Here is a 19,477-nt window from a genome sequence, read left to right as displayed (position 1 = left end):
ACGATGGGCACCACCATTCGCGACGTAGCGCGGGCGGCAGAGGTCTCGATCGGCACCGTCTCCCGCGCGCTGAAAAACCAGCCGGGCCTGTCCGAAGCCACGCGCGCGCGCATCGTCGAGATCGCGCAGCGGCTCGGTTACGACCCGGCCCAGTTGCGCCCGCGCATCCGCCGGCTCACCTTCCTGCTGCACCGCCAGCACAACCGCTTTCCCGCCAGCCCGTTCTTCTCGCACGTGCTGCACGGCGTCGAGGACGCGTGCCGCGAGCGCGGCATCGTGCCGACGCTGCTCACGGTGGGCCCGAACGACGACGTGCTCCGCCAGATGCGCCCGCACGCGCCCGACGCGATCGCGGTGGCCGGCTTCATCGAGCCCGAGACGATCGAGGCGCTCGCCGCGACCGGCCGGCCGCTCGTGCTGATCGACCTGTGGGCGCCTGGCCTGCGCTCGGTGAACATCGACAACGCGACGGGTGCGGCGCTCGCGATGCGCCATCTGCTCGCCACCGGCCGCTCGCGGATCGCGTTCATCGGCGGATCGGCCGCCCACTACAGCATCGCGCAGCGCGCGATCGGCTACCGGCGCGCGTTCTTCGAGGCCGGGCGGCTGTTCGATCCCGCGTACGAAGTGACGATCGACGCCGGGCTCGACCCCGACACCGGCGCCGCGCGCGCGATGCAGCAGCTGCTCGATGCGCCGGGCCCGCGCCCCGACGCCGTGTTCGCGTACAACGACGCCGCCGCGCTGGCCGCGCAGCGCGTGTGCATCGCGCGCGGCGTGCGGATTCCGGAAGACATCGCGATCGTCGGCTTCGACGACATCCCGGCCGCCGCGCACGCGAACCCGCCGCTCACGACGCTCGCCGTCGACAAGGAAGCGCTCGGCCGCTGCGGCGTCGAACTGCTGCTCGCGGAAGCACCCGAGCACACCGAGATCTCCCTGCCCGTCGAGCTGATCGTGCGGGCCAGCAGCCTGCCCGCCGGCTCGCCGGCATTCGATACCGCCACGCTCACCGAATCATGAACATGCCCCCGGTCCAATCCCGCACGGCCACGCCGGCCAATCACGCGCAAGCGGCACCGTTCGTCGCGAGCTTCCGCGATCCGTCGTTCCTGCTGTCGCACGTCGAGGACACGCTGCGCTTCTACGCGACCAACGCGTTCGACCCGACGGGCGGCTTCTACCACTACTTCCGCGACGACGGCAGCATCTACAACCGCACGTCGCGGCACCTGGTGAGCAGCTGCCGGTTCGTCTTCAACTACGCGATGGCGTACCGGCATTTCGGCGATCCGCGCCATCTCGACTACGCACGCCACGGGCTGCGCTTCCTGCGCGACGCGCACTGGGATGAAGCGCTGCAAGGCTACGACTGGGAACTCGACTGGCGCGACGGCGCGAAGCGCGCGACGCTCGACGGCACGCGCCACTGCTACGGGCTCGCGTTCGTGCTGCTGGCCGCCGCGCACGCGACGATGGCCGGCATCGACGAAGCCCGCGCGCTGATCGCATCGACCTACGAGCTCGCGGAGCACCGCTTCTGGGATGCTGCCGCGGGCCTCTATGCGGACGACGCGACGCCGAACTGGAACGTATCGTCGTACCGCGGCCAGAACGCGAACATGCACATGACGGAGGCGCTGCTCGCGGCCTACGAGGCGACCGGCCACCTCACCTACCTCGACCGCGCGGAAAAGCTCGCGACCCACGTCACGCAGCGCCAGGCCGAGCTGTCGGGCGGCCTCGTGTGGGAGCACTACCATGCGGACTGGTCGGTCGACTGGGACTACAACAAGGAAGACAGCTCGAACATCTTCCGTCCGTGGGGCTTCCAGCCCGGGCACCAGACCGAATGGGCGAAGCTGCTGCTGATCCTGGAGCGGCACCGCCCGCTCGACTGGCTCGTGCCGCGCGCGGCCGAGCTGTTCGACGCGGCGCTCACGCACGCATGGGACGCCGATCACGGCGGCCTCTGCTACGGCTTCGGCCCCGACTTCACGATCTGCGACCACAACAAGTATTTCTGGGTGCAGGCGGAAACCTTCGCGGCGGCCGCGATGCTCGGCGCGCGCACCGGCAGCGAGCGCTTCTGGGACTGGTACGACGAGATCTGGCGCTACAGCTGGGCGCATTTCGTCGATCACCGCTACGGCGCGTGGTACCGGATCCTCACCTGCGACAACCGCAAGTACAGCGACGAGAAGAGCCCGGCCGGCAAGACCGACTATCACACGATGGGCGCGTGCTACGACGTGCTTGCGACCCTCGCTCGCGCGGCGCGCAGCGAGCCGACGCAATGAGCGGCGGCACGTTTCCGGCATTCGTGTCGGCGGGCGACATCCTGACCGACATGGTGCGCGCGGGCGACGCGCAGTGGACGTCGGTGCCGGGCGGCGCCGGCTGGAACGTCGCGCGCGCGGTCGCGCGGCTCGGCATGCCGAGCGCGCTCGCGGGCGCGATCGGCGAGGATTGCTTCTCCGACGTGCTGTGGCGCACCAGCGACGCGGCCGGGCTCGACCTGCGCTTCCTGCAGCGTGTCCCGCGTGCGCCGCTGCTCGCGATCGTTCACGAGACACGGCCGCCCGCGTACTTCTTCATCGGCGACGCGAGCGCGGATCTCGCGTTCGACCCGGCCCGGCTGCCGGCCGGCTGGACCGAACACGTGAAATGGGCGCACTTCGGCTGCATCAGCCTGGTGCGCGAACCGCTCGCGGGCACGCTCGTCGCGCTCGCGGCCGACCTGCACGCGCGCGGCGTGAAGATCAGCTTCGATCCGAACTACCGGAACCTGATGACGGCCGCGTACCGGCCGACGCTCGCGAAGATGGCCGGCCTCGCCGACCTGATCAAGGTGTCCGACGAAGACCTGCGCCACCTGTTCGGCGGCGACGGCCCCGACGCGGTGGCCGCGGTGCGCGCGCTGAATCCGCGCGCGGCCGTGCTCGTCACGCGCGGCGCGCAGGCGGCGACGCTCTATGCGGACGGCGACGTGCTCGAGGCCAGCCCGCCGCGCGTCGAGGTGGTCGACACCGTGGGCGCGGGCGACGCGTCGATCGGCGGCATGCTGTTCAGCCTGATGGCCGCGCCGCAACGGTCGTGGCGCGCGCATCTCGCGTTCGCGCTCGCGGCGGGCGCCGCCGCATGCCGGCACACGGGTGCGCACGCGCCGACGCTCGACGAGGTCGTCGCGCTGCTCGAACAATGACGGGATGACGACGGCGCGCTGATCGGTCGCCGATTAGCGGCGCTGTACATGCTGCGCCGCAGTGCTACGATGAAGAGTCCTATTGCGGGAGAGGCACGATGGACACGAACACGTTCACGAAAGGCATCTACACGGCCAAGGCGCATACGCAGCACGCCGCCAACGGGCAGTTCCAGGGCTACGTGATCCTCGCCCGTGACGACGGCGACGAGATGGAGAACATGCGCTACGACGTCCACACGACGAGTCCGAGCGAGGAAGAGGCGTTCGACGAGGCGAAGGCGCTCGCACACCGGATCCTCGGCGAAATCGAGCTGTAGTGCGCCGCACCATCACGCGCGCGCCGCGGCCTGAGCGCGACGCGCCGCCTTCGGCGCGGTTCGAGACAACCGCGCCATCATCGACACCCGCCGTCAGAGCAGCCGCGCCACCATCGACACCAGCATCGTCAGCACCAGCGTCGACATGAACGGGAACGGGTAGCGCCGTCCGCCGAGCGTCAGCGTGACGTCGCCCGGCATCCGCCCGATGCCGAACTTGCCGAGCCACGGCCAGCAGCGCGTCAGGATCATCACCGCGACGAACGACGTCAGCAGCCAGCGCAGCATCCCTGGCTCCCGTCAGAGCGCGTGCGAGCGGTCGCCGCGCGCGAACGCGTCGAGCGTGCCGTCGATCCCGCGCGAGAACGCGATCACCTTGAACAGCTCGCCCATCTCGGCTTCCGAGATCAGCTTCTGCACCGCGTTCGCGGCCGGCAGGAACTGGTGGATGTCGGACGGATCGATCGCGGCCAGCGCGTCGGTGATGCCCGCATTCAACAGGAAGCGCGCCTGCGACGTGTAGCCGAGCAGGTCCGCGCCGGCAGCGACGCCCGCGTCGTAGATGCCGGTGAATTCGACGTGCGCGGTGATGTCCTGCAGCCCCGGGTACAGGAACGCGTCGTCGTGCGCGTGGTGGCGGTAGTGGCACATGAGCGTGCCGCGGTCGCGCTGCGGATGGTAGTACTCGTGCGCGGGAAAGCCGTAGTCGACCAGCAGCACCGCGCCGCGCGCGAGCATCGTGCACACGGTGCGCGTGAACGCCAGCGCGGCTTCATGCGTCTCGGTCACATAGCCGTCGTCGACCTCGAGCGTCGCGAGCACCGGCGGCAGGCCGGCGGCGCCGGCGGGCCGGTCGTCGAACACGAACGCGTGCCGCGCGTCGAGCGCGACGCCGCGCTCGCGCCACGCGCCGCCCGCCTTCGCGAACAGGCGCACCGGCATCGCGTCGAGCACCTCGTTGCCGACGACGACGCCGTCGAAGCGCTCGGGCAGCGCGTCGAGCCAGCGCACCTTCGCGGCGAGCGCCGGCGCGGCGGCCGCGATCGTGTCGCGCTGCCGTTCGCGCAACTCGCCGGACAGGTCGACGATCAGGTATTCGTCGAGCTCGACGCCGAGCGCATCGAGCGCCGCGAGCAGCCCGGCCGCGAGCTTGCCCGTGCCCGCGCCGAATTCCATCACGCGGCGCGTGCCGCTTGCCGCGAGCGCTTGCGCCACGGGATTCGCGAGCGTCTGCGCGAACAGCGGCGACAGCTCGGGGGCCGTCACGAAATCGCTGCCGTCGTCGGCGCGGCGTCCGAACTTGCGCGCGCCGCCGCTGTAATAGCCGAGGCCGGGCGCGTACAGCGCGCGCTCCATGAAGCGGTCGAACGGCAGCCAGCCGCCGGCCGCCGCGATCTCGTCGCGCAGTTGCGCGGCGAGGGTTTCGGACTGCGCAAGCGCGTCAGGGCCGGGAGCAGGTAAACTAGCGGATTCGTGAGCTTTCGGGTTCATCCCGGCATTGTAAATGACCGTTTCAGCCGATACGTCGACCGCGCGCATCGCGCTCGTCGCAGGCGCGCTGGGCAGCGCGGCCGACGCGGCGTCGCTCGGTCGTGCGCTCGCGACCGGATTCGCGCAGCGCGGCTGGGACGTCGCGCTGCAACGCAGCCCCGGCGCGCCGCGCGCGGCCGCCGACGCGCTCGTCGCCGAAGTCGCCGCACGCGGCCGCCGCGCGGCCGTGCTCGACGTCGATCTGGCCCTGGAAGCCGACGCTGCCGCGCTCGTCGCCGCGTGCGGCGACGCGCTCGGCCGGCCCGCGTGCGTGGTGTTCGTGAGCGCATGCGCCGGCACCGACGACGCGCATACGGTGGATGGCGCATCGCTCGCTGCCGCGCTCGCGCGCAACGTGACGGCGCCGCTCGCGCTGGCCCGCGCGCTCGCCGATGCGACGCCCGACGCCGCGCGCGACGACGAATCGCTGCGTGCGTGCGCGATCCACGTGCTGGATCAGGCCCTGTTTCACCCGGCGCCCGCGCAGTTGTCGCACGCGCTGATGCAGGCCGCGCTGAACCGCGCGACCTCGGCGCTGGCGCTCGCCCTCGCGCCGAAGGTACGCGTCGCGGCGCTGGTGCGCGGCCACGCGCCGCACGCGAACGACATCGCGGCGGCAGCCTGCTATCTCGCGAGCGCGCCCGGCGTCACGGGCGCGACGCTGACCGTCGACGGCGGCGAGCACCTCGTGCCGCCCGCCGCCGGCCTGAATGAATGAACGCGCGGATCGCGCGGCCTGATACCGCCGCCCGCGCCGCTTTGCGTGCACGCACGCCAATTTGACTGGGACGACCATGTTTTCCGCTCTCCTGCACCCCCGCCTCGCGGACTGCCGCAGGCTCTACCTGCGCGACTACGAGGTGCACATCAACATCGGGGCTTTCGAACACGAGAAGCGCGGCGAGCAGCGCGTCGTCATCAACGTCGACCTGTTCGTGCCGCTCGCGCTGTCCACCCCCGTCGACGACCGGCTGCATGAAGTCGTCGACTACGACCTGATGAAGCAGAGCGTCGCGCAGAGCGTGGCGCGCGGCCACATCCACCTGCAGGAAACGCTGTGCGACGCGATCGCCGCGAACCTGCTGGCGCACGACGCCGTGCGCGCGGTACGCGTCTGTACCGAGAAACCGGACGCCTATCCGGACTGCGACGCCGTCGGCGTCGAAGTCTTTCGCATCAAGGACGAGGCATGAACGCCCCCCACATGAATGACACGGCGGCCGACGGCGCCGCCATCGAAGCCACCGTCGCCGACACCGGCCGCCGCGCGCTGACACGCCGCGAGCAGAAGGAAGCGTACGAGAACAACAAGCTGTTCAAGCGGATCGTGCGCCAGGTCGGCCAGGCGATCGGCGACTACAACATGATCGAGCAGGGCGACAAGGTGATGGTGTGCCTGTCGGGCGGCAAGGACAGCTACGCGATGCTCGACGTGCTGCTGCGCCTGCGCGAGCGCGCGCCGATCGACTTCGACATCGTCGCGGTCAACCTCGACCAGAAGCAGCCGGGCTTCCCCGAGCATGTGCTGCCCGAGTACCTGACGCAGGTCGGCGTGCCGTTCCACATCGAGAACCAGGACACCTACAGCATCGTCAAGCGGCTCGTGCCCGAAGGCAAGACGACCTGCTCGCTGTGCTCGCGGCTGCGCCGCGGGATCCTGTACCGCGTGGCCGGCGAGCTCGGCGCGACCAAGATCGCACTCGGCCACCACCGCGACGACATCCTGCAGACCTTGCTGCTCAACATGTTCTACGGCGGCAAGCTGAAGGGGATGCCGCCGAAGCTGCAGTCGGACGACGGCAAGAACGTCGTGATCCGCCCGCTCGCGTACGTGAAGGAAACCGATCTCGAGAAATACGCTGAGCTGCGCGAATTCCCGATCATCCCGTGCAACCTGTGCGGCAGCCAGCCGAACCTGAAGCGCGCGGAAATGAAGGCGCTGATCCGCGAATGGGACAAGCGCTTCCCGGGCCGCGTCGACAACATGTTCAGCGCGCTCTCGAACGTCGTGCCGTCGCACCTGATGGACACGGCCCAGTTCCCGTTCGCGTCGCTGCGCGCGACGGGCGAAGCCGATCCGCAGGGCGACATCGCGTTCGACGAGGAGCCGTGCGCGTCCGGCGACGACACCGCCGCTCCGGGCGCCGCCCGGCCGAACGCGGTCCGGCCGATCTCGATCGTCCAGTTCGACGACCTGTAAGCAGGGTCCCAACACCCGCCGGAACGGGGCGCAAGCCCCTCTTTCCGGTGCTGTCGCCCCGCCGCGACAGGCCCGGAACGCCAGGGGCCGCATGCTAAAATGGACAGCTTCGAACTCCTCTGACAAGCTCGCCATGAATATCGTGATTTTGGCGGCAGGCACCGGCAAGCGCATGCGTTCCGCGCTGCCGAAAGTGCTCCATCCCCTGGCCGGCAGGCCGCTCCTCTCCCACGTCATCGCCACGGCGCGCACGCTGCAGCCGTCGCGGCTCGTCGTCGTCGTCGGCCATGGCGCCGAGCAGGTCCAGGCCGCCGTCGCCGCGCCCGACGTCCAGTTCGCGGTACAGGCCGAACAGCTCGGCACCGGCCATGCGGTGCGCCAGGCGCTGCCGCTGCTCGATCCCGCGCAACCGACGCTGGTGCTGTACGGCGACGTGCCGCTCACCCGCGCATCGACGCTGCGGCGCCTCGTCGACGCCGCGCGCGAGGGCCGCTACGGGATTCTGACCGTCACGCTCGACGATCCGACCGGTTACGGCCGCATCGTGCGCGACGCGTCCGGCTTCGTCACGCGCATCGTCGAGCAGAAGGACGCGTCGCCCGAGCAGTTGAAGATCGCCGAGATCAACACCGGCATCATCGTCACGCCCACGGCCCAGCTGTCGATGTGGCTCGGCGCGCTGAAGAACGAGAACGCGCAAGGCGAGTACTACCTGACCGACGTCGTCGAGCTCGCGATCGAGGCCGGCTTCGAGATCGTCACGTCGCAGCCCGACGAAGAGTGGGAAACGCTCGGCGTGAACAGCAAGGCCCAGCTCGCGGAGCTCGAGCGCATCCACCAGCACAACGTCGCGGATACGCTGCTCGCCGACGGCGTCACGCTCGCCGATCCGGCGCGCCTCGACGTGCGCGGCACGCTGCGCTGCGGCCGCGACGTGTCGATCGACGTGAACTGCGTGTTCGAAGGCAACGTGACACTCGCCGACAACGTGACGATCGGCGCGAACTGCGTGATCCGCAATGCGTCGATCGGCGCCGGCACGCGCATCGACGCGTTCACGCACATCGACGGCGCCGAGCTCGGCGCGCACACCGTGATCGGCCCGTACGCGCGGCTGCGCCCGGGCGCGCAGCTCGCGGACGAAGCGCACGTCGGCAACTTCGTCGAGGTGAAGAACGCGGTGATCGGCCACGGCTCGAAGGCGAACCACCTGACGTACATCGGCGACGCCGACATCGGCGCGCGCGTGAACATCGGCGCGGGCACGATCACCTGCAACTACGACGGCGCGAACAAGTTCCGCACCGTGATCGAGGACGACGTGTTCGTCGGCTCGGACACGCAGCTCGTCGCGCCGGTGCGCATCGGCCGCGGCGTGACGATCGCGGCCGGCACGACGATCTGGAAGGACGTCGCCGAGGGCGTCCTCGCATTGAACGAGAAGACGCAGACCGCGAAGAGCGGCTACGTCCGCCCGGTCAAGAAGAAAAATTAACGTCTTGCGGGCACCGCACGGCGCCCGTTTCCACATAGAGGGTAGATTTCATGTGCGGCATTGTCGGCGCAGTTGCGCAGCGTAATATCGTTCCGGTGCTGATCGAAGGATTGCGGCGCCTCGAATACCGTGGCTACGATTCGTGCGGCGTCGCCGTGCTCGAGCCGGGCGCGCCGAAGCGCGCGCGCAGCGTCGCGCGCGTCGCCGATCTCGACGCACAGGTGCGCGAATCGCACCTGGAAGGCGCGACCGGCGTCGCGCACACGCGCTGGGCGACGCACGGCGCGCCCGTCACGCACAACGCGCACCCGATCTTCTCGTCGAACGCGCTCGCGCTGGTGCACAACGGCATCATCGAGAACTTCGAGACGCTACGCGACACGCTGCGCGCGAAGGGCTACGAATTCGTGTCGCAGACCGACACCGAAGTGATCGCACACCTCGTGCACAGCCTGTATCGCGGCAACCTGTTCGAGGCCGTGCGCGAAGCCGTGCAGCAGCTGCACGGCGCGTATGCGATCGCGGTGACCCACAAGGACGAGCCGCACACCGTCGTCGGCGCGCGCCAGGGTTCGCCGCTCGTCGTCGGTCACGGCGACGGCGAGAACTTCCTGGCCTCCGACGCGCTGGCGCTGGCCGGCAGCACCGACCGCTTCACGTTCCTCGAGGAAGGCGACGTGTGCGAACTGTCGCTCGACGGCGTGAAGATCGTCGACCGCCACGGCGCGCTCGCGCAGCGCGAGATCCGCGTCGTCAGCGCGTACGGCGGCGCGGTCGAGCTGGGCCCGTATCGCCACTTCATGCAGAAGGAAATCTTCGAGCAGCCGCGCGCGATCAGCGACACGGTGCCGCAGACCGAAGCATTCGACGCGACGCTGTTCGGCGACGCCGCAGCCGCCGCGTTCGCGGACATCGACAGCCTGCTGATCCTCGCGTGCGGCACGAGCTACTACTCGGGCCTCACCGCGAAGTACTGGCTCGAGTCGATCGCGAAGATCCCGACCCAGGTCGAGATCGCGAGCGAATACCGCTACCGCGAGTCGGTGCCGAACCCGCGCCAGCTCGTGCTGGTGATCTCGCAGTCGGGCGAGACGGCCGACACGCTCGCCGCGCTCAAGCACGCGCAGTCGCTCGGCCACACGCACACGCTGGCCGTCTGCAACGTCGCGACGAGCGCGATGGTGCGCCTCACCGAGATGCAGTTCCTGACGCACGCGGGCACCGAGATCGGCGTCGCGTCGACGAAGGCGTTCACGACCCAGCTCGTCGCGCTGTTCGTGCTGGCGGCGACGCTCGGCAAGCTGCGCGGGCACGTCGACGCCGCGCAGGAAGCGGAATTCCTGAAGCAGCTGCGCCATCTGCCGGCCGCGCTGAACAGCGTGCTCGCGCTCGAGCCGCAGATCATCGCGTGGTCGGAGGAATTCGCACGCAAGGAAAACGCGCTGTTCCTCGGCCGCGGGCTGCACTACCCGATCGCGCTCGAAGGCGCGCTGAAGCTGAAGGAAATCTCGTACATCCACGCGGAGGCCTATCCGGCCGGCGAGCTGAAGCACGGGCCGCTCGCGCTCGTCACGGAAGCGATGCCGGTCGTCACGGTCGCGCCGAACGACACGCTGCTCGAGAAGCTGAAGTCGAACATGCAGGAAGTGCGCGCGCGCGGCGGCGAGCTGTACGTGTTCGCGGATGCCGACACGCAGATCGTCAACGACGACGGCCTGCACGTGATCCGGATGCCGGAACACTACGGGCCGCTGTCGCCGATCCTGCACGTCGTGCCGCTGCAGCTGCTCGCGTATCACACCGCGTGCGCGCGCGGCACCGACGTCGACAAGCCGCGGAATCTCGCGAAGTCGGTGACGGTGGAGTAACGCAGGTCCCCTGGACGGGCCGTCGCCGCCCCGTCCAGACCACGTATCGGCACGAAGCAGCGCACGAAGCAGGCCGTTCGGCCAGGTCGAAATATGTACCACGTAGTGGTATATAATCCTGTGCTAACTCGACTGGCTCGACATGTCTGCTTCCGTACGACGCGTGTTCAAGACGAAGTGGTTTCACAAGGCAGCAGGAAAAGCGGGAATCGGCGATCGCGAACTGTGCCGGGCGGTGCGGGAACTGGCGCGGGGCCAGGGCATCGATCTCGGCGGGAACGTCTGGAAGAAGCGCCTGGACGACAATCGCCAGCGAGGCATCGTGCTGGGCAAGGTCGGGCATACGTGGGTGTTCGTGTTCCTGTTCGCGAAACGTGACCGCGACAACATCGATGCACGCGAGCTGCGCGCCTTCAGGAAGCTCGCCGCGGATGTCGGTCGACACACCGACGTCGACATCGCGACGCTGGTCGCACTGAACGAGTGGGTGGAGATTTGCAATGGCTAAGAGTCGATTCAAGAGCGACGCGACGGAGGCGGTCCACAGCGCCGCGTCGGGCCTTTATCGCGCGCAATTGATCGACAAGAAGACGATGCGCGAATACGACGCGCTCTGCATCGAAGCTGCACCGCAGTTCGATCCGGAGGCGATCGCCCGTATCCGCAAGTCGGTCAACGTCAGCCAGAGCGTGTTCGCGCTCTATCTGAACACGACCACATCGACGATCCGCCAGTGGGAACAGGGCGACAAGCGTCCGAGCGGCATCGCCGCGCGTATGCTGCAGATCGTCGAGAAGCACGGGCTCGAGGTGTTCTCCTGAACCGCCTTCCCCGAATGCTCACGGGCGGCCGATCCCGCACCGGGCACCGCAACGCGACGCGAGCCGCAAGCAAGATGACGGAGAGACCATGGTAAGACTGTTTGGATGCGGATTGCTGGCGCTGACGTTCGTGTCGACGGGCTGGGCGGCCGAGCACTACGTCGAAGTCTGGAACCCGCCCGAAGCACGGCTGCCGGCGGCGCGTACGCCGGGCGCCCGTATGCCGGATGCCCATATGCCGGCCGCGCGCACGGGTGCCGACGCGCACGCCGGCAGCAAGGCCGTGGAAAAGCATGCGAGCGTGCAGCCGAAGGCCGCCGTGAAGCCGCACAAGCGCCGCGTCGCGCAAGCCGTGAAGGCCGCGCCGCATCGCCCGCCCGCCGCGACGGTCGACGCGCCGGTCGCGCCACGCCCGGTCGCGCAGCCCGCGCCGGGCCGGCTCACGGTGATGCAGCCGGCCGCGCCCGACACGCCGCACGCGCTCAATTTCTCCGACATTCCGAGGCAATTCACGCCGGACGGCAACGTGCTGCGCGTCGGCACGGGCAACCGCTCCGCGGAGGTGACGCGATAATGGAAGCGCAGACCTATCACGGCTACCAGATCTGGGGCCATGCGATCCTGCAACAGGACGAGATCCTGCAACCCGAACGCTTCGCGGCGAGCGGCACGATCACGCAGAACAACCGGCTCGTCGAAGCGTCGGGCGTGCTCGGCGTGTTCGATACCGAGGACGAAGCGCGCGAAGCGGGGCTCGAATGGGCCCGCGCGTGGATCGACGGTCATCGCTGAACGACCGTGAACCGTGCATGAAAAGACAAGGGGCGTCGATGACGCCCCTCGTTTCGTTCGAATCGGGAAAAAATCGGGAAACACTCAGGCCGCGGGCCGCGGCGGCCGCATGGCCGTCCGGGGCCGGCCGACGAGCCGCGTGAGCACGACGATCGCGACCAGCGTGACGACGTACGCGGCGATCTGGATCCCCGCCGGACGCGCGGTATAGCCGATCAGCGTATGCAGCGCCTTGCCGACGATGCTCGATTCCTTGAGCAGCCACGACGTGTCCCACACCGCATCGCCCCACGACGGCACGAGGCCGGCCGCGAGCAGGAAGCCGACGCACTGGCTCGCCATCCCCGCCGCGAGCAGCACGATCAGCGCGTTGGTGACGGAGAACAGGCGCTTCAGCGGAATCTGCAACAGGCCCGCGTACATCGCATAGCCGAGCCCGGCTCCGCCGAACACGCCGAGCAGCCCGCCTGCGATCATCTGCGGCGTCTGCCCGGGATCGCCCGCGGCGATGCCGTACAGGAACAGCACGGCCTCGGAGCCCTCGCGCAATACCGCAACGCCGACCACGATCGCGAGCCCGGTCAGCGGCCGGCTGCCGGCCGCGACGGCCCGCCCGACTTCGCCCATGTGCAGCGCCATCTCGCGCCCGTGGCTGCTCATCCAGATGCAGTGCCACGCGAGCATCAGCGTCGCGACGAACATCACGCCCGCGTTGAAGACTTCCTGGCCCATGCCGGACGCCCACTGCGAGATCACGTCCGCGAATGCCGCGATCAGGCCGGCGCCGATCACGCCGCCGACGAGCCCGCCGCCGACCCACCAGCCGCGCCGCGGCACGCCCTTCGTGGCGGCCATCACGATCGAGACCACCAGCGCGGCCTCGAGCACTTCACGAAAGACGATCAGGGCGGTAGACAGCATGGCGATGTCTGCTTACTTGACGCTCAGGTGCGTCTTCGACTGCGCTTCGTGATACTCGTCGTGGAACTCGTAGGTGCCGGCCTTCAGCGGCCCGACCAGGATCTCGACCGACTTGCCGGCCGGCACGACCTTCTCCGCCTTGAAGTCGTCGCTTTCGAATTCCGCGGGCGTCGAATCGAGGTTCTTCACGACGAACTTCACCTTCTTGCCGGCCGGGATCGTCACGCCGTCGGGCGAAAACTTGTGGTCCTTCAAGGTCAGGTTGACGACATCGTCTGCCGCGAATGCGGACGTTGCCGAAGCGCCCAGCAGGGCCAGTGCGAAACCGATAGCGAAACGAGTCATGTGCGTAATGAAATGAAATATCGAAGGGGATTGATACTAAGATCGATTCGCATTTTCACCTCGGAGTACCCTTACCGCAATCAGGGAGATCGAGCATCATCGACATGAAGTGGCCCTTGCCGCACAAGGCTCCGCCAGATTTCGCCGACAATGCGCGGCCGTCAATCGGGAAAAATTCCGACTGACGCATGCCGGCGAGTTGCGATTCGTCTGACCTCAGCTTTACAAACAGCTTGTGCGATACCGAACGCTGCGGGCGCGCTTGACCTTCCCACCATGGCAAGCTTCATGCTGAACGTACTCGTCAATCGTCAACTCAGGAGAACACGATGGAATTCGAAGTCCAGGACATGACCTGCGGCGGCTGTGCCAACGCGATCACGCGCGCGGTGACGGCAGCAGACCCGGCCGCAAAGCTCGACATCGACGTGGCCGCGAAGACCGTGAAGGTCGAATCGGCGCAAGGCGCCGAACGCGTGCAATCGATCATCGAAGCCGCGGGCTTCCACCCGGCGCTGCGCTCGGCCTGACGCACACGGGCGCGGCGCCACCCGGCACCGCGCCCGTGCAGCGGCCGCGTCAGCGCAGCCGGATCAGCGTCGACTTCAGCTCGGTGTACTTCTCGAGCGCGTGCAGCGACTTGTCGCGGCCGTTGCCTGACTGCTTGTAGCCGCCGAACGGGAAGTTCATGTCGCCGCCTTCGTCGTAGCAGTTCACCCACACCGTGCCCGCACGCAGCCGGCGCGACACGTCGTGCGCGGTCGCCAGGTCCGACGTCCACACGGCCGCCGCGAGCCCGTACTCGGTATCGTTCGCGATCCGCACCGCCTCGTCGACATCGTCGAACACGATCACCGACAGCACGGGACCGAAAATCTCCTCGCGCGCGATCTTCGCATCGGGCTTCACCTCGAACACCGTCGGCTCCACATAGAAGCCGCCCGATGCCTCCTTCACGCGTGCGCCGCCCGTGACGAGCGTGCCTTCCTTGCGCCCGGCGTCGATGTAGCCGAGCACGCGCTCGAGCTGGATCCCGTCGACGATCGCGCCCATCGATACCGACGGATCGAGCGGGTTGCCGGGCACGTACGCGCGCGCGGCCGCGACCAGCTTCCCGATGAACGCATCCTTGATGTCGCGATGCACGAGCAGGCGCGAGCCGGCCGTGCACATCTCGCCCATGTTGTAGAAGATCGCGCCGGCCGCGGCCTGCGCGGCGCGGTCGAGATCCGGACAATCGGGCAGCACGATGTTCGGCGACTTGCCGCCGAGTTCGAGCCACGCGCGCTTCAGGTTCGACTGCGCGGCGTACTGCATGATCAGCTTGCCGACCGCGGTGGAGCCGGTGAACGCGATGCAGTCGACGTCGCGATGCAGCGCGAGCAGCTTGCCGGGTTCGCCCGCGCCCGGCACGACGTTGAACACGCCGGCCGGGATGCCGGCCTCGCATGCGAGCTGCGCGACACGGATCGCGGTCAGCGGCGACTTCTCCGACGGCTTCAGCACGACGCTGTTGCCGGCCGCCAGCGCCGGGCCGAACTTCCATGCGGCCATCAGGATCGGGAAGTTCCACGGCACGACGGCCGCCACCACGCCGACCGGCTCGCGCGTGACGAGACCGACGAGATGGTGGTCGGCCGGCGCGACTTCGCCGCCGACCTTGTCGATCGCTTCGGCGAACCATTCGACGCAATACGCGGCGCCCGGCACGTCAACCGTCGTCGTGTCGCCGATCGGCTTGCCCGCGTCGAGCGTCTCGAGCAGCGACAGTTCATCGAGATGCTCGCGCATCAGCGCAGCCCAGCGCAGCAGCACGGCCTTGCGCGCGCGCGGGTTCAGTCCGGCCCACACCCCGGCGTCGAACGCGCGGCGGGCGGCCGCGACGGCGGCATTCACGTCGGCTTCGCCGCAATCGGCCACCTTCGCGAGCACGCGGCCGTCGATCGGGCTCACGCAGTCGAACGTCCTGCCGCCGTGCGCGTCGCACGACGCGCCGTCGATGAATGCGCGCCCTTCGATCTCGAGCGACGCCGCCTTGTCCTGCCAGTCAGCCAAAGTCAACTTGTTCATCAGGATGCCTCAATTGTCGTGGCATTCGCGCTGCGGCACGCCGCGCAACGGCAACGCTGCCGGCGGCGAATGCGGTGATGCGCGGCGGGTCAGAAGGTGGCCGGCGAATTGGCCGACACGACCTCGCAGAGCTGTTCCGCGCTGGGATTGCGAAAACGGTGCGGCAAGCGGCTTTCGAAGTAGTAGCCGTCTCCGGGGTCGAGCAGCCAGGTCGCGCCGTCGACGGTGAGCTCGAGCCGGCCCGACACGACCACGCCGCCCTCGTGCCCCGCGTGCACGAGCATCTCGGGCCCCGTATCGGCGAGCGGCTGGTAGACCTCGCGCATGATGCACATGTTGCGGTCCTTCACGCCCGCGCCGACCAGGTGAAACGCGAGCGCGTCGTTGCCCAGGTTCGGCATCTCGTCACGGCGCGACACGACCGAGCGCGATTCGACCAGCTCGAACGTGAAGAACTCCGCGAGACTCATCGGGATGCATTCGAGCAGTTTCTTCAGCGAGCCGACCGACGGGCTCACGCGGCCCTGTTCGATCAACGAGATCGTGCCGTTGGTCACGCCGGCCCGCTTCGCGAGTTCGCGCTGCGACAGGCCATGCTTGTTGCGCACGAAACGCAGGCGCTCGGCGACTTCGGTGGACATCGATTCGGTTTCGGACACGATAGTAGTGCGGTGAAAAAGTGAAACGGCGTGTTGGGCAGCCGTTGAATATTCTAATCACTTTATGCCGCGCATCAGCGGGGAAAACCCTGAAAGGCGATCGAAATAATGAACACCTCGCGAGCCATTCCATTTACGAATCTTTTGTTCGCAGTGCTTCGGGAAAGCCCTGACACGGGACCGTCAAAAAACATTTGACGCCGTTTTTGACTCGTATATGCTGGCTCTCAGGTCAGCGTCATTGGCCATTCATCGGCACCAGAAAACGTTATCGCAACGCAAAAATTGATGCCCATCAATGTAAATGACGCAGGCCCGGCACCTCGATTATTTTAAACGCCCAGCGCGCCGAAACGATCAGGTGTTCAATACTTTCAACAAACCAGTCGAGTGTAATCGTGAGAGTCCGTGGCCCTCTGGTGAGGTGGGATCGAGGCGATGTGCGAAGTTTGCGCAGCGCTGCTCCCGCTTCCGATGGCAGTTGCGGCTGGCATAGTCCTCGCCTGCTGCATCTGTCGATCTACACCATCCTGTCCCGTCGTTCCGTCAGGCGTCACAACGCCGTTTCCGCACGCGCGTTCGTGGCCGTCGACACGGACGAAGTCGCGTCGCTGCTGCCATAGCGCCTCTCCTCCTTTTCTCGTCGTTCGTTTCAACTGCCTGTCCGTCAGCCGCGTCGTCTGCGCGGTGACGGAACGCGTTCGCGCATCGATTGCCGCGTCGCGCATCGCAACGAAACGGACGATGGCCTGACCGTCGCGCGCAGCGCGGATCGCCATGCGACCCCGTTGCGCCCATTCACCAGCGGCCTTGCGCGTTTCGCCAGGCTGCGGGGCCGTGTCGCGCCTGCGTTTTGCGCTTTTTCCGCACGACGCACGCATCAGCCCTACGGACAACTGATTGACGTCATGGAAAGGAAACCCCTCGTCGGCATCACCGCCGACTTCACGCAGATCGGCGCCCACGCGTCGCACACGGTCGGCGACAAGTACGTCGCGGCGATCGTCGACGGCGCACACGCGCTCGCGATGGTGCTGCCCGCGCTCGGCGATCGCCAGTCGGTCGACGACGTGCTCGGCACGGTCGACGGCCTGCTGTTTACCGGCAGCTACTCGAACGTCGAGCCGCATCGGTACGGCGGCGAGCCGAGCGCGCCCGGCACGAAGCACGATCCCGCACGCGACGCGACGACGCTGCCGCTGCTGCGCGCGGCGATCGCGGCGGGCGTGCCCGTGCTGGCCGTGTGCCGCGGCTTCCAGGAGCTGAACGTGGTGTGCGGCGGCACGTTGCATCAGCGCGTGCACGAAGTGCCGGGCCTCGCCGATCACCGCGAGGACGACGACGCGCCGACGGACACGCAATACGGCCCCGCGCACGTCGTGCGCCTGACGCCCGGCGGCGTGCTGCACACGCTCGCCGGCGGCCGCGACGACGTGCACGTGAACTCGCTGCACAAGCAGGGCATCGCGCAACTCGGTTCCGGCCTCGCCGTCGAAGCCGTCGCGCCGGACGGCCTGATCGAGGCCGTCAGCGTCGTCGACGCGCCGGCCTTCGCCCTCGCCGTGCAATGGCATCCGGAATGGCGGCATGCGCATGACCCGCTGTCGAGCGCGATCTTCCGCGCGTTCGGCGACGCCTGCCGCGCGCGCCGCAACGCCCGCACGCGCGCCACGGCCGCCGCCGCGCTCGCCTGAGCGCGCCGACCCACATAACGAGAACAGACATGCAAGACATCGAAGACTTTCTGAAGCAGCACCGGATCACCGAGATCGAAGCGATCATTCCCGACATGGCCGGCATCGCGCGCGGCAAGATCACGCCGCGCAACAAGTTCACGTCCGGCGAATCGATGCGGCTGCCACAGGCCGTGATGGTGCAGACCGTCACCGGCGAGTATCCGGAAGACGGCTCGCTGACCGGCGTGACCGATCCCGACATGGTGTGCGTGCCCGACACGTCGACCATCCGCCTGATCCCGTGGGCCGTCGACCCGACCGCGCAGGTGATCCACGACTGCGTGCACTTCGACGGCTCGCCGGTCGAGATCTCGCCGCGCTACGTGCTGCGCCGCGTGCTCGACCTGTACAAGGCGAAGGGCTGGAAGCCCGTCGTCGCGCCGGAGCTCGAGTTCTACCTGGTCGACATGAACAAGGACCCGGACCTGCCGCTGCGTCCGCCGGTCGGCCGCACGGGCCGCCCCGAAACGGGCCGCCAGTCGTATTCGATCGAGGCCGTCAACGAGTTCGATCCGCTGTTCGAGGATATCTACGAGTACTGCGAAATGCAGAACCTCGACATCGACACGCTGATCCACGAAGTCGGCGCCGCGCAGATGGAGATCAACTTCATGCACGGCGACGCGCTGTCGCTGGCCGACCAGGTGTTCCTGTTCAAGCGCACGGTGCGTGAAGCCGCGCTGCGTCACAACATGTACGCGACGTTCATGGCCAAGCCGATGGAAGGCGAACCGGGCTCCGCGATGCACGTGCACCAGAGCATCGTCGACGAGGAAACGGGCCGCAACCTGTTCACGTCGCCGGAGACGGGCGGCGCGACGTCGCTGTTCTACAACTACCTCGCGGGGCTGCAGAAGTACACGCCGGCGCTGATGCCGATCTTCGCGCCGTACATCAACTCGTACCGCCGGCTGTCACGCTTCATGGCCGCGCCGATCAACGTGCAGTGGGGCTACGACAACCGCACGGTCGGCTTTCGCATCCCGCACTCGGGCCCGGCCGCGCGCCGCATCGAGAACCGGATCCCGGGCGTCGACTGCAACCCGTACCTCGCGCTCGCGGCGACGCTCGCGGCCGGCTACCTCGGCATGACGCAGCGCCTCGAGCCGACCGAGCCGCTCGTCAGCGACGGCTACAACCTGCCGTACCAGCTGCCGCGCAATCTCGAGGAAGGGCTCACGCTGATGGCCGCGTGCGAGCCGCTAGCCGGCATTCTCGGCGACAAGTTCCTGAAGGCGTATTTCGCGCTGAAGGAAACCGAATACGAAGCGTTCTTCCGCGTGATCAGCTCGTGGGAACGCCGTCATCTGCTGCTGCACGTGTAAGCGCGCGCACGCACGTACTACGGAAATACGGAGGAAACATGACGTACCGCAACGAATCTGCCTGGATCCAGCCGGCCGCGCCGGCCGCCGCGCCCCGCACGACGCAGGCACGCACGACCGCCGAATACCGCGCGCTCGACGCCGCGCACCACATCCACCCGTTCTCGGACATGGGCGCGCTCAATCGCGC

General features: G+C 68.1%; 23 protein-coding genes and 1 pseudogene. 18 read left to right on the top strand and 6 right to left on the bottom strand.

Features of this window, described 5'->3' with window-relative positions; all coding sequences use genetic code 11:
• Positions 1–3: 3 nt before the first annotated feature.
• From DIE21_RS04680 to DIE21_RS04665, 4 genes are all read left to right on the top strand, one after another.
• Positions 4–1,023 carry a LacI family DNA-binding transcriptional regulator gene (locus tag DIE21_RS04680; protein WP_124496499.1) on the top strand — a complete coding sequence of 340 codons (1,020 nt, stop codon included), beginning with the start codon at positions 4–6 and terminating at the stop codon, positions 1,021–1,023.
• On the top strand, positions 1,020–2,300 hold the full coding sequence (locus DIE21_RS04675) for an AGE family epimerase/isomerase (protein WP_124496497.1): 1,281 nt from the start codon (positions 1,020–1,022) through the stop codon (positions 2,298–2,300). Before DIE21_RS04680 ends, DIE21_RS04675 begins: the two co-directional genes overlap by 4 nt.
• Positions 2,297–3,205 carry a carbohydrate kinase gene (locus DIE21_RS04670; RefSeq protein WP_124496495.1) on the top strand — a complete coding sequence of 303 codons (909 nt, stop codon included), beginning with the start codon at positions 2,297–2,299 and terminating at the stop codon, positions 3,203–3,205. Before DIE21_RS04675 ends, DIE21_RS04670 begins: the two co-directional genes overlap by 4 nt.
• A 98-nt stretch (positions 3,206–3,303) precedes the next feature.
• Positions 3,304–3,525, top strand: a complete 222-nt coding sequence (locus DIE21_RS04665; RefSeq protein WP_124496493.1) for a hypothetical protein — start codon at positions 3,304–3,306, stop codon at positions 3,523–3,525.
• 93 nt (positions 3,526–3,618) lie between these two features.
• Here DIE21_RS04665 and DIE21_RS04660 read toward each other — a convergent pair whose 3' ends face one another.
• Both DIE21_RS04660 and DIE21_RS04655 read right to left on the bottom strand, forming a co-directional pair.
• Positions 3,619–3,813: a DUF2905 domain-containing protein gene (locus DIE21_RS04660; RefSeq protein WP_124496491.1), complete on the bottom strand. Its 195-nt coding sequence runs from the start codon at positions 3,811–3,813 to the stop codon at positions 3,619–3,621.
• A gap of 12 nt (positions 3,814–3,825) precedes the next feature.
• Positions 3,826–5,016 carry a class I SAM-dependent methyltransferase gene (locus DIE21_RS04655; RefSeq protein WP_124496489.1) on the bottom strand — a complete coding sequence of 397 codons (1,191 nt, stop codon included), beginning with the start codon at positions 5,014–5,016 and terminating at the stop codon, positions 3,826–3,828.
• 13 nt (positions 5,017–5,029) lie between these two features.
• On the opposite strand from DIE21_RS04655, the gene DIE21_RS04650 reads away from it, so the two are divergent.
• The 9 genes from DIE21_RS04650 (at position 5,030) to DIE21_RS04610 (ending at position 12,231) form a co-directional block, all read left to right on the top strand.
• Positions 5,030–5,773, top strand: a complete 744-nt coding sequence (locus tag DIE21_RS04650; RefSeq protein ID WP_124496487.1) for an SDR family oxidoreductase — start codon at positions 5,030–5,032, stop codon at positions 5,771–5,773.
• A 76-nt stretch (positions 5,774–5,849) separates the two neighbouring features.
• On the top strand, positions 5,850–6,248 hold the full coding sequence (locus DIE21_RS04645) for a dihydroneopterin aldolase (protein ID WP_124496485.1): 399 nt from the start codon (positions 5,850–5,852) through the stop codon (positions 6,246–6,248).
• Positions 6,245–7,255 (top strand): tRNA 2-thiocytidine(32) synthetase TtcA, encoded by a 1,011-nt coding sequence (ttcA, locus tag DIE21_RS04640; RefSeq protein ID WP_124496483.1) that lies wholly within the window; start codon positions 6,245–6,247, stop codon positions 7,253–7,255. The genes DIE21_RS04645 and ttcA overlap by 4 nt, the downstream gene beginning before the upstream one ends.
• Positions 7,256–7,388: 133 nt before the next feature.
• Positions 7,389–8,750, top strand: coding sequence for a bifunctional UDP-N-acetylglucosamine diphosphorylase/glucosamine-1-phosphate N-acetyltransferase GlmU (glmU, locus tag DIE21_RS04635; RefSeq protein ID WP_124496481.1), 1,362 nt, complete (start codon positions 7,389–7,391; stop codon positions 8,748–8,750).
• A gap of 50 nt (positions 8,751–8,800) precedes the next feature.
• Complete coding sequence (gene glmS / locus DIE21_RS04630) at positions 8,801–10,618, top strand: glutamine--fructose-6-phosphate transaminase (isomerizing) (RefSeq protein ID WP_124496479.1); 1,818 nt, start codon at positions 8,801–8,803, stop codon at positions 10,616–10,618.
• A gap of 142 nt (positions 10,619–10,760) precedes the next feature.
• Positions 10,761–11,126 (top strand): type II toxin-antitoxin system RelE/ParE family toxin, encoded by a 366-nt coding sequence (locus tag DIE21_RS04625; RefSeq protein ID WP_124496477.1) that lies wholly within the window; start codon positions 10,761–10,763, stop codon positions 11,124–11,126.
• Positions 11,119–11,439, top strand: a complete 321-nt coding sequence (locus tag DIE21_RS04620) for a DNA-binding transcriptional regulator (protein WP_006760978.1) — start codon at positions 11,119–11,121, stop codon at positions 11,437–11,439. The genes DIE21_RS04625 and DIE21_RS04620 overlap by 8 nt, the downstream gene beginning before the upstream one ends.
• Before the next feature lie 88 nt (positions 11,440–11,527).
• On the top strand, positions 11,528–12,013 hold the full coding sequence (locus DIE21_RS04615) for a hypothetical protein (RefSeq protein WP_124496475.1): 486 nt from the start codon (positions 11,528–11,530) through the stop codon (positions 12,011–12,013).
• The gene (locus DIE21_RS04610; protein ID WP_124496473.1) at positions 12,013–12,231 is read left to right on the top strand and encodes a hypothetical protein; all 219 of its coding nucleotides are present in this window, start codon (positions 12,013–12,015) and stop codon (positions 12,229–12,231) included. The genes DIE21_RS04615 and DIE21_RS04610 overlap by 1 nt, the downstream gene beginning before the upstream one ends.
• Positions 12,232–12,315: 84 nt before the next feature.
• Here DIE21_RS04610 and DIE21_RS04605 read toward each other — a convergent pair whose 3' ends face one another.
• A complete protein-coding gene (locus DIE21_RS04605) occupies positions 12,316–13,152 on the bottom strand; it encodes an FTR1 family protein (RefSeq protein WP_124496471.1) in 837 nt (278 codons plus the stop codon).
• A 12-nt stretch (positions 13,153–13,164) separates the two neighbouring features.
• Positions 13,165–13,497 carry a cupredoxin domain-containing protein gene (locus DIE21_RS04600; RefSeq protein WP_124496469.1) on the bottom strand — a complete coding sequence of 111 codons (333 nt, stop codon included), beginning with the start codon at positions 13,495–13,497 and terminating at the stop codon, positions 13,165–13,167.
• Positions 13,498–13,826: 329 nt separating this feature from the next.
• Here DIE21_RS04600 and DIE21_RS04590 point away from each other — a divergent pair, with 329 nt between their 5' ends.
• Positions 13,827–14,027: a heavy-metal-associated domain-containing protein gene (locus tag DIE21_RS04590; protein WP_006754615.1), complete on the top strand. Its 201-nt coding sequence runs from the start codon at positions 13,827–13,829 to the stop codon at positions 14,025–14,027.
• A 49-nt stretch (positions 14,028–14,076) separates the two neighbouring features.
• Here the strand turns inward: DIE21_RS04590 and DIE21_RS04585 are convergent, their stop codons facing one another.
• On the bottom strand, positions 14,077–15,567 hold the full coding sequence (locus DIE21_RS04585) for an aldehyde dehydrogenase (RefSeq protein WP_124496467.1): 1,491 nt from the start codon (positions 15,565–15,567) through the stop codon (positions 14,077–14,079).
• 89 nt (positions 15,568–15,656) lie between these two features.
• A complete protein-coding gene (locus DIE21_RS04580) occupies positions 15,657–16,208 on the bottom strand; it encodes a cupin domain-containing protein (protein WP_044849101.1) in 552 nt (183 codons plus the stop codon).
• 458 nt (positions 16,209–16,666) lie between these two features.
• On the opposite strand from DIE21_RS04580, the gene DIE21_RS37630 reads away from it, so the two are divergent.
• From DIE21_RS37630 to DIE21_RS04560, 4 genes and pseudogenes are all read left to right on the top strand, one after another.
• Entirely contained in the window at positions 16,667–16,849 is a 183-nt protein-coding gene (locus DIE21_RS37630; RefSeq protein ID WP_006402789.1) for a hypothetical protein, read from the top strand.
• 285 nt (positions 16,850–17,134) lie between these two features.
• Positions 17,135–17,920 carry a gamma-glutamyl-gamma-aminobutyrate hydrolase family protein gene (locus tag DIE21_RS04570; protein WP_124496465.1) on the top strand — a complete coding sequence of 262 codons (786 nt, stop codon included), beginning with the start codon at positions 17,135–17,137 and terminating at the stop codon, positions 17,918–17,920.
• Positions 17,921–17,949: 29 nt separating this feature from the next.
• A complete protein-coding gene (locus DIE21_RS04565; protein ID WP_124496464.1) occupies positions 17,950–19,287 on the top strand; it encodes a glutamine synthetase family protein in 1,338 nt (445 codons plus the stop codon).
• A 38-nt stretch (positions 19,288–19,325) separates the two neighbouring features.
• Positions 19,326–19,477 (top strand): annotated as a pseudogene (locus DIE21_RS04560) (aspartate aminotransferase family protein); the annotation flags it as partial.

The organism is Burkholderia sp. Bp9140 (assembly GCF_003853425.1).
GTDB lineage: Bacteria > Pseudomonadota > Gammaproteobacteria > Burkholderiales > Burkholderiaceae > Burkholderia.
The sequence above is the reverse complement of the archived record's forward strand: the minus strand, read 5'-3'. Positions and strand labels throughout refer to the sequence as shown.

Bases quoted from the DNA above. Each gene is read 5' to 3' on its own strand.
- DIE21_RS04680 (WP_124496499.1), top strand. From the start codon at position 4: ATGGGCACCACCATTCGCGACGTAGCGCGGGCGGCAGAGGTCTCGATC.
- DIE21_RS04675 (WP_124496497.1), top strand. From the start codon at position 1,020: ATGAACATGCCCCCGGTCCAATCCCGCACGGCCACGCCGGCCAATCAC.
- DIE21_RS04670 (WP_124496495.1), top strand. From the start codon at position 2,297: ATGAGCGGCGGCACGTTTCCGGCATTCGTGTCGGCGGGCGACATCCTG.
- DIE21_RS04665 (WP_124496493.1), top strand. From the start codon at position 3,304: ATGGACACGAACACGTTCACGAAAGGCATCTACACGGCCAAGGCGCAT.
- DIE21_RS04660 (WP_124496491.1), bottom strand. From the start codon at position 3,813: ATGCTGCGCTGGCTGCTGACGTCGTTCGTCGCGGTGATGATCCTGACG.
- DIE21_RS04655 (WP_124496489.1), bottom strand. From the start codon at position 5,016: ATGAACCCGAAAGCTCACGAATCCGCTAGTTTACCTGCTCCCGGCCCT.
- DIE21_RS04650 (WP_124496487.1), top strand. From the start codon at position 5,030: ATGACCGTTTCAGCCGATACGTCGACCGCGCGCATCGCGCTCGTCGCA.
- DIE21_RS04645 (WP_124496485.1), top strand. From the start codon at position 5,850: ATGTTTTCCGCTCTCCTGCACCCCCGCCTCGCGGACTGCCGCAGGCTC.
- ttcA (WP_124496483.1), top strand. From the start codon at position 6,245: ATGAACGCCCCCCACATGAATGACACGGCGGCCGACGGCGCCGCCATC.
- glmU (WP_124496481.1), top strand. From the start codon at position 7,389: ATGAATATCGTGATTTTGGCGGCAGGCACCGGCAAGCGCATGCGTTCC.
- glmS (WP_124496479.1), top strand. From the start codon at position 8,801: ATGTGCGGCATTGTCGGCGCAGTTGCGCAGCGTAATATCGTTCCGGTG.
- DIE21_RS04625 (WP_124496477.1), top strand. From the start codon at position 10,761: ATGTCTGCTTCCGTACGACGCGTGTTCAAGACGAAGTGGTTTCACAAG.
- DIE21_RS04620 (WP_006760978.1), top strand. From the start codon at position 11,119: ATGGCTAAGAGTCGATTCAAGAGCGACGCGACGGAGGCGGTCCACAGC.
- DIE21_RS04615 (WP_124496475.1), top strand. From the start codon at position 11,528: ATGGTAAGACTGTTTGGATGCGGATTGCTGGCGCTGACGTTCGTGTCG.
- DIE21_RS04610 (WP_124496473.1), top strand. From the start codon at position 12,013: ATGGAAGCGCAGACCTATCACGGCTACCAGATCTGGGGCCATGCGATC.
- DIE21_RS04605 (WP_124496471.1), bottom strand. From the start codon at position 13,152: ATGCTGTCTACCGCCCTGATCGTCTTTCGTGAAGTGCTCGAGGCCGCG.
- DIE21_RS04600 (WP_124496469.1), bottom strand. From the start codon at position 13,497: ATGACTCGTTTCGCTATCGGTTTCGCACTGGCCCTGCTGGGCGCTTCG.
- DIE21_RS04590 (WP_006754615.1), top strand. From the start codon at position 13,827: ATGGAATTCGAAGTCCAGGACATGACCTGCGGCGGCTGTGCCAACGCG.
- DIE21_RS04585 (WP_124496467.1), bottom strand. From the start codon at position 15,567: ATGAACAAGTTGACTTTGGCTGACTGGCAGGACAAGGCGGCGTCGCTC.
- DIE21_RS04580 (WP_044849101.1), bottom strand. From the start codon at position 16,208: ATGTCCACCGAAGTCGCCGAGCGCCTGCGTTTCGTGCGCAACAAGCAT.
- DIE21_RS04570 (WP_124496465.1), top strand. From the start codon at position 17,135: ATGGAAAGGAAACCCCTCGTCGGCATCACCGCCGACTTCACGCAGATC.
- DIE21_RS04565 (WP_124496464.1), top strand. From the start codon at position 17,950: ATGCAAGACATCGAAGACTTTCTGAAGCAGCACCGGATCACCGAGATC.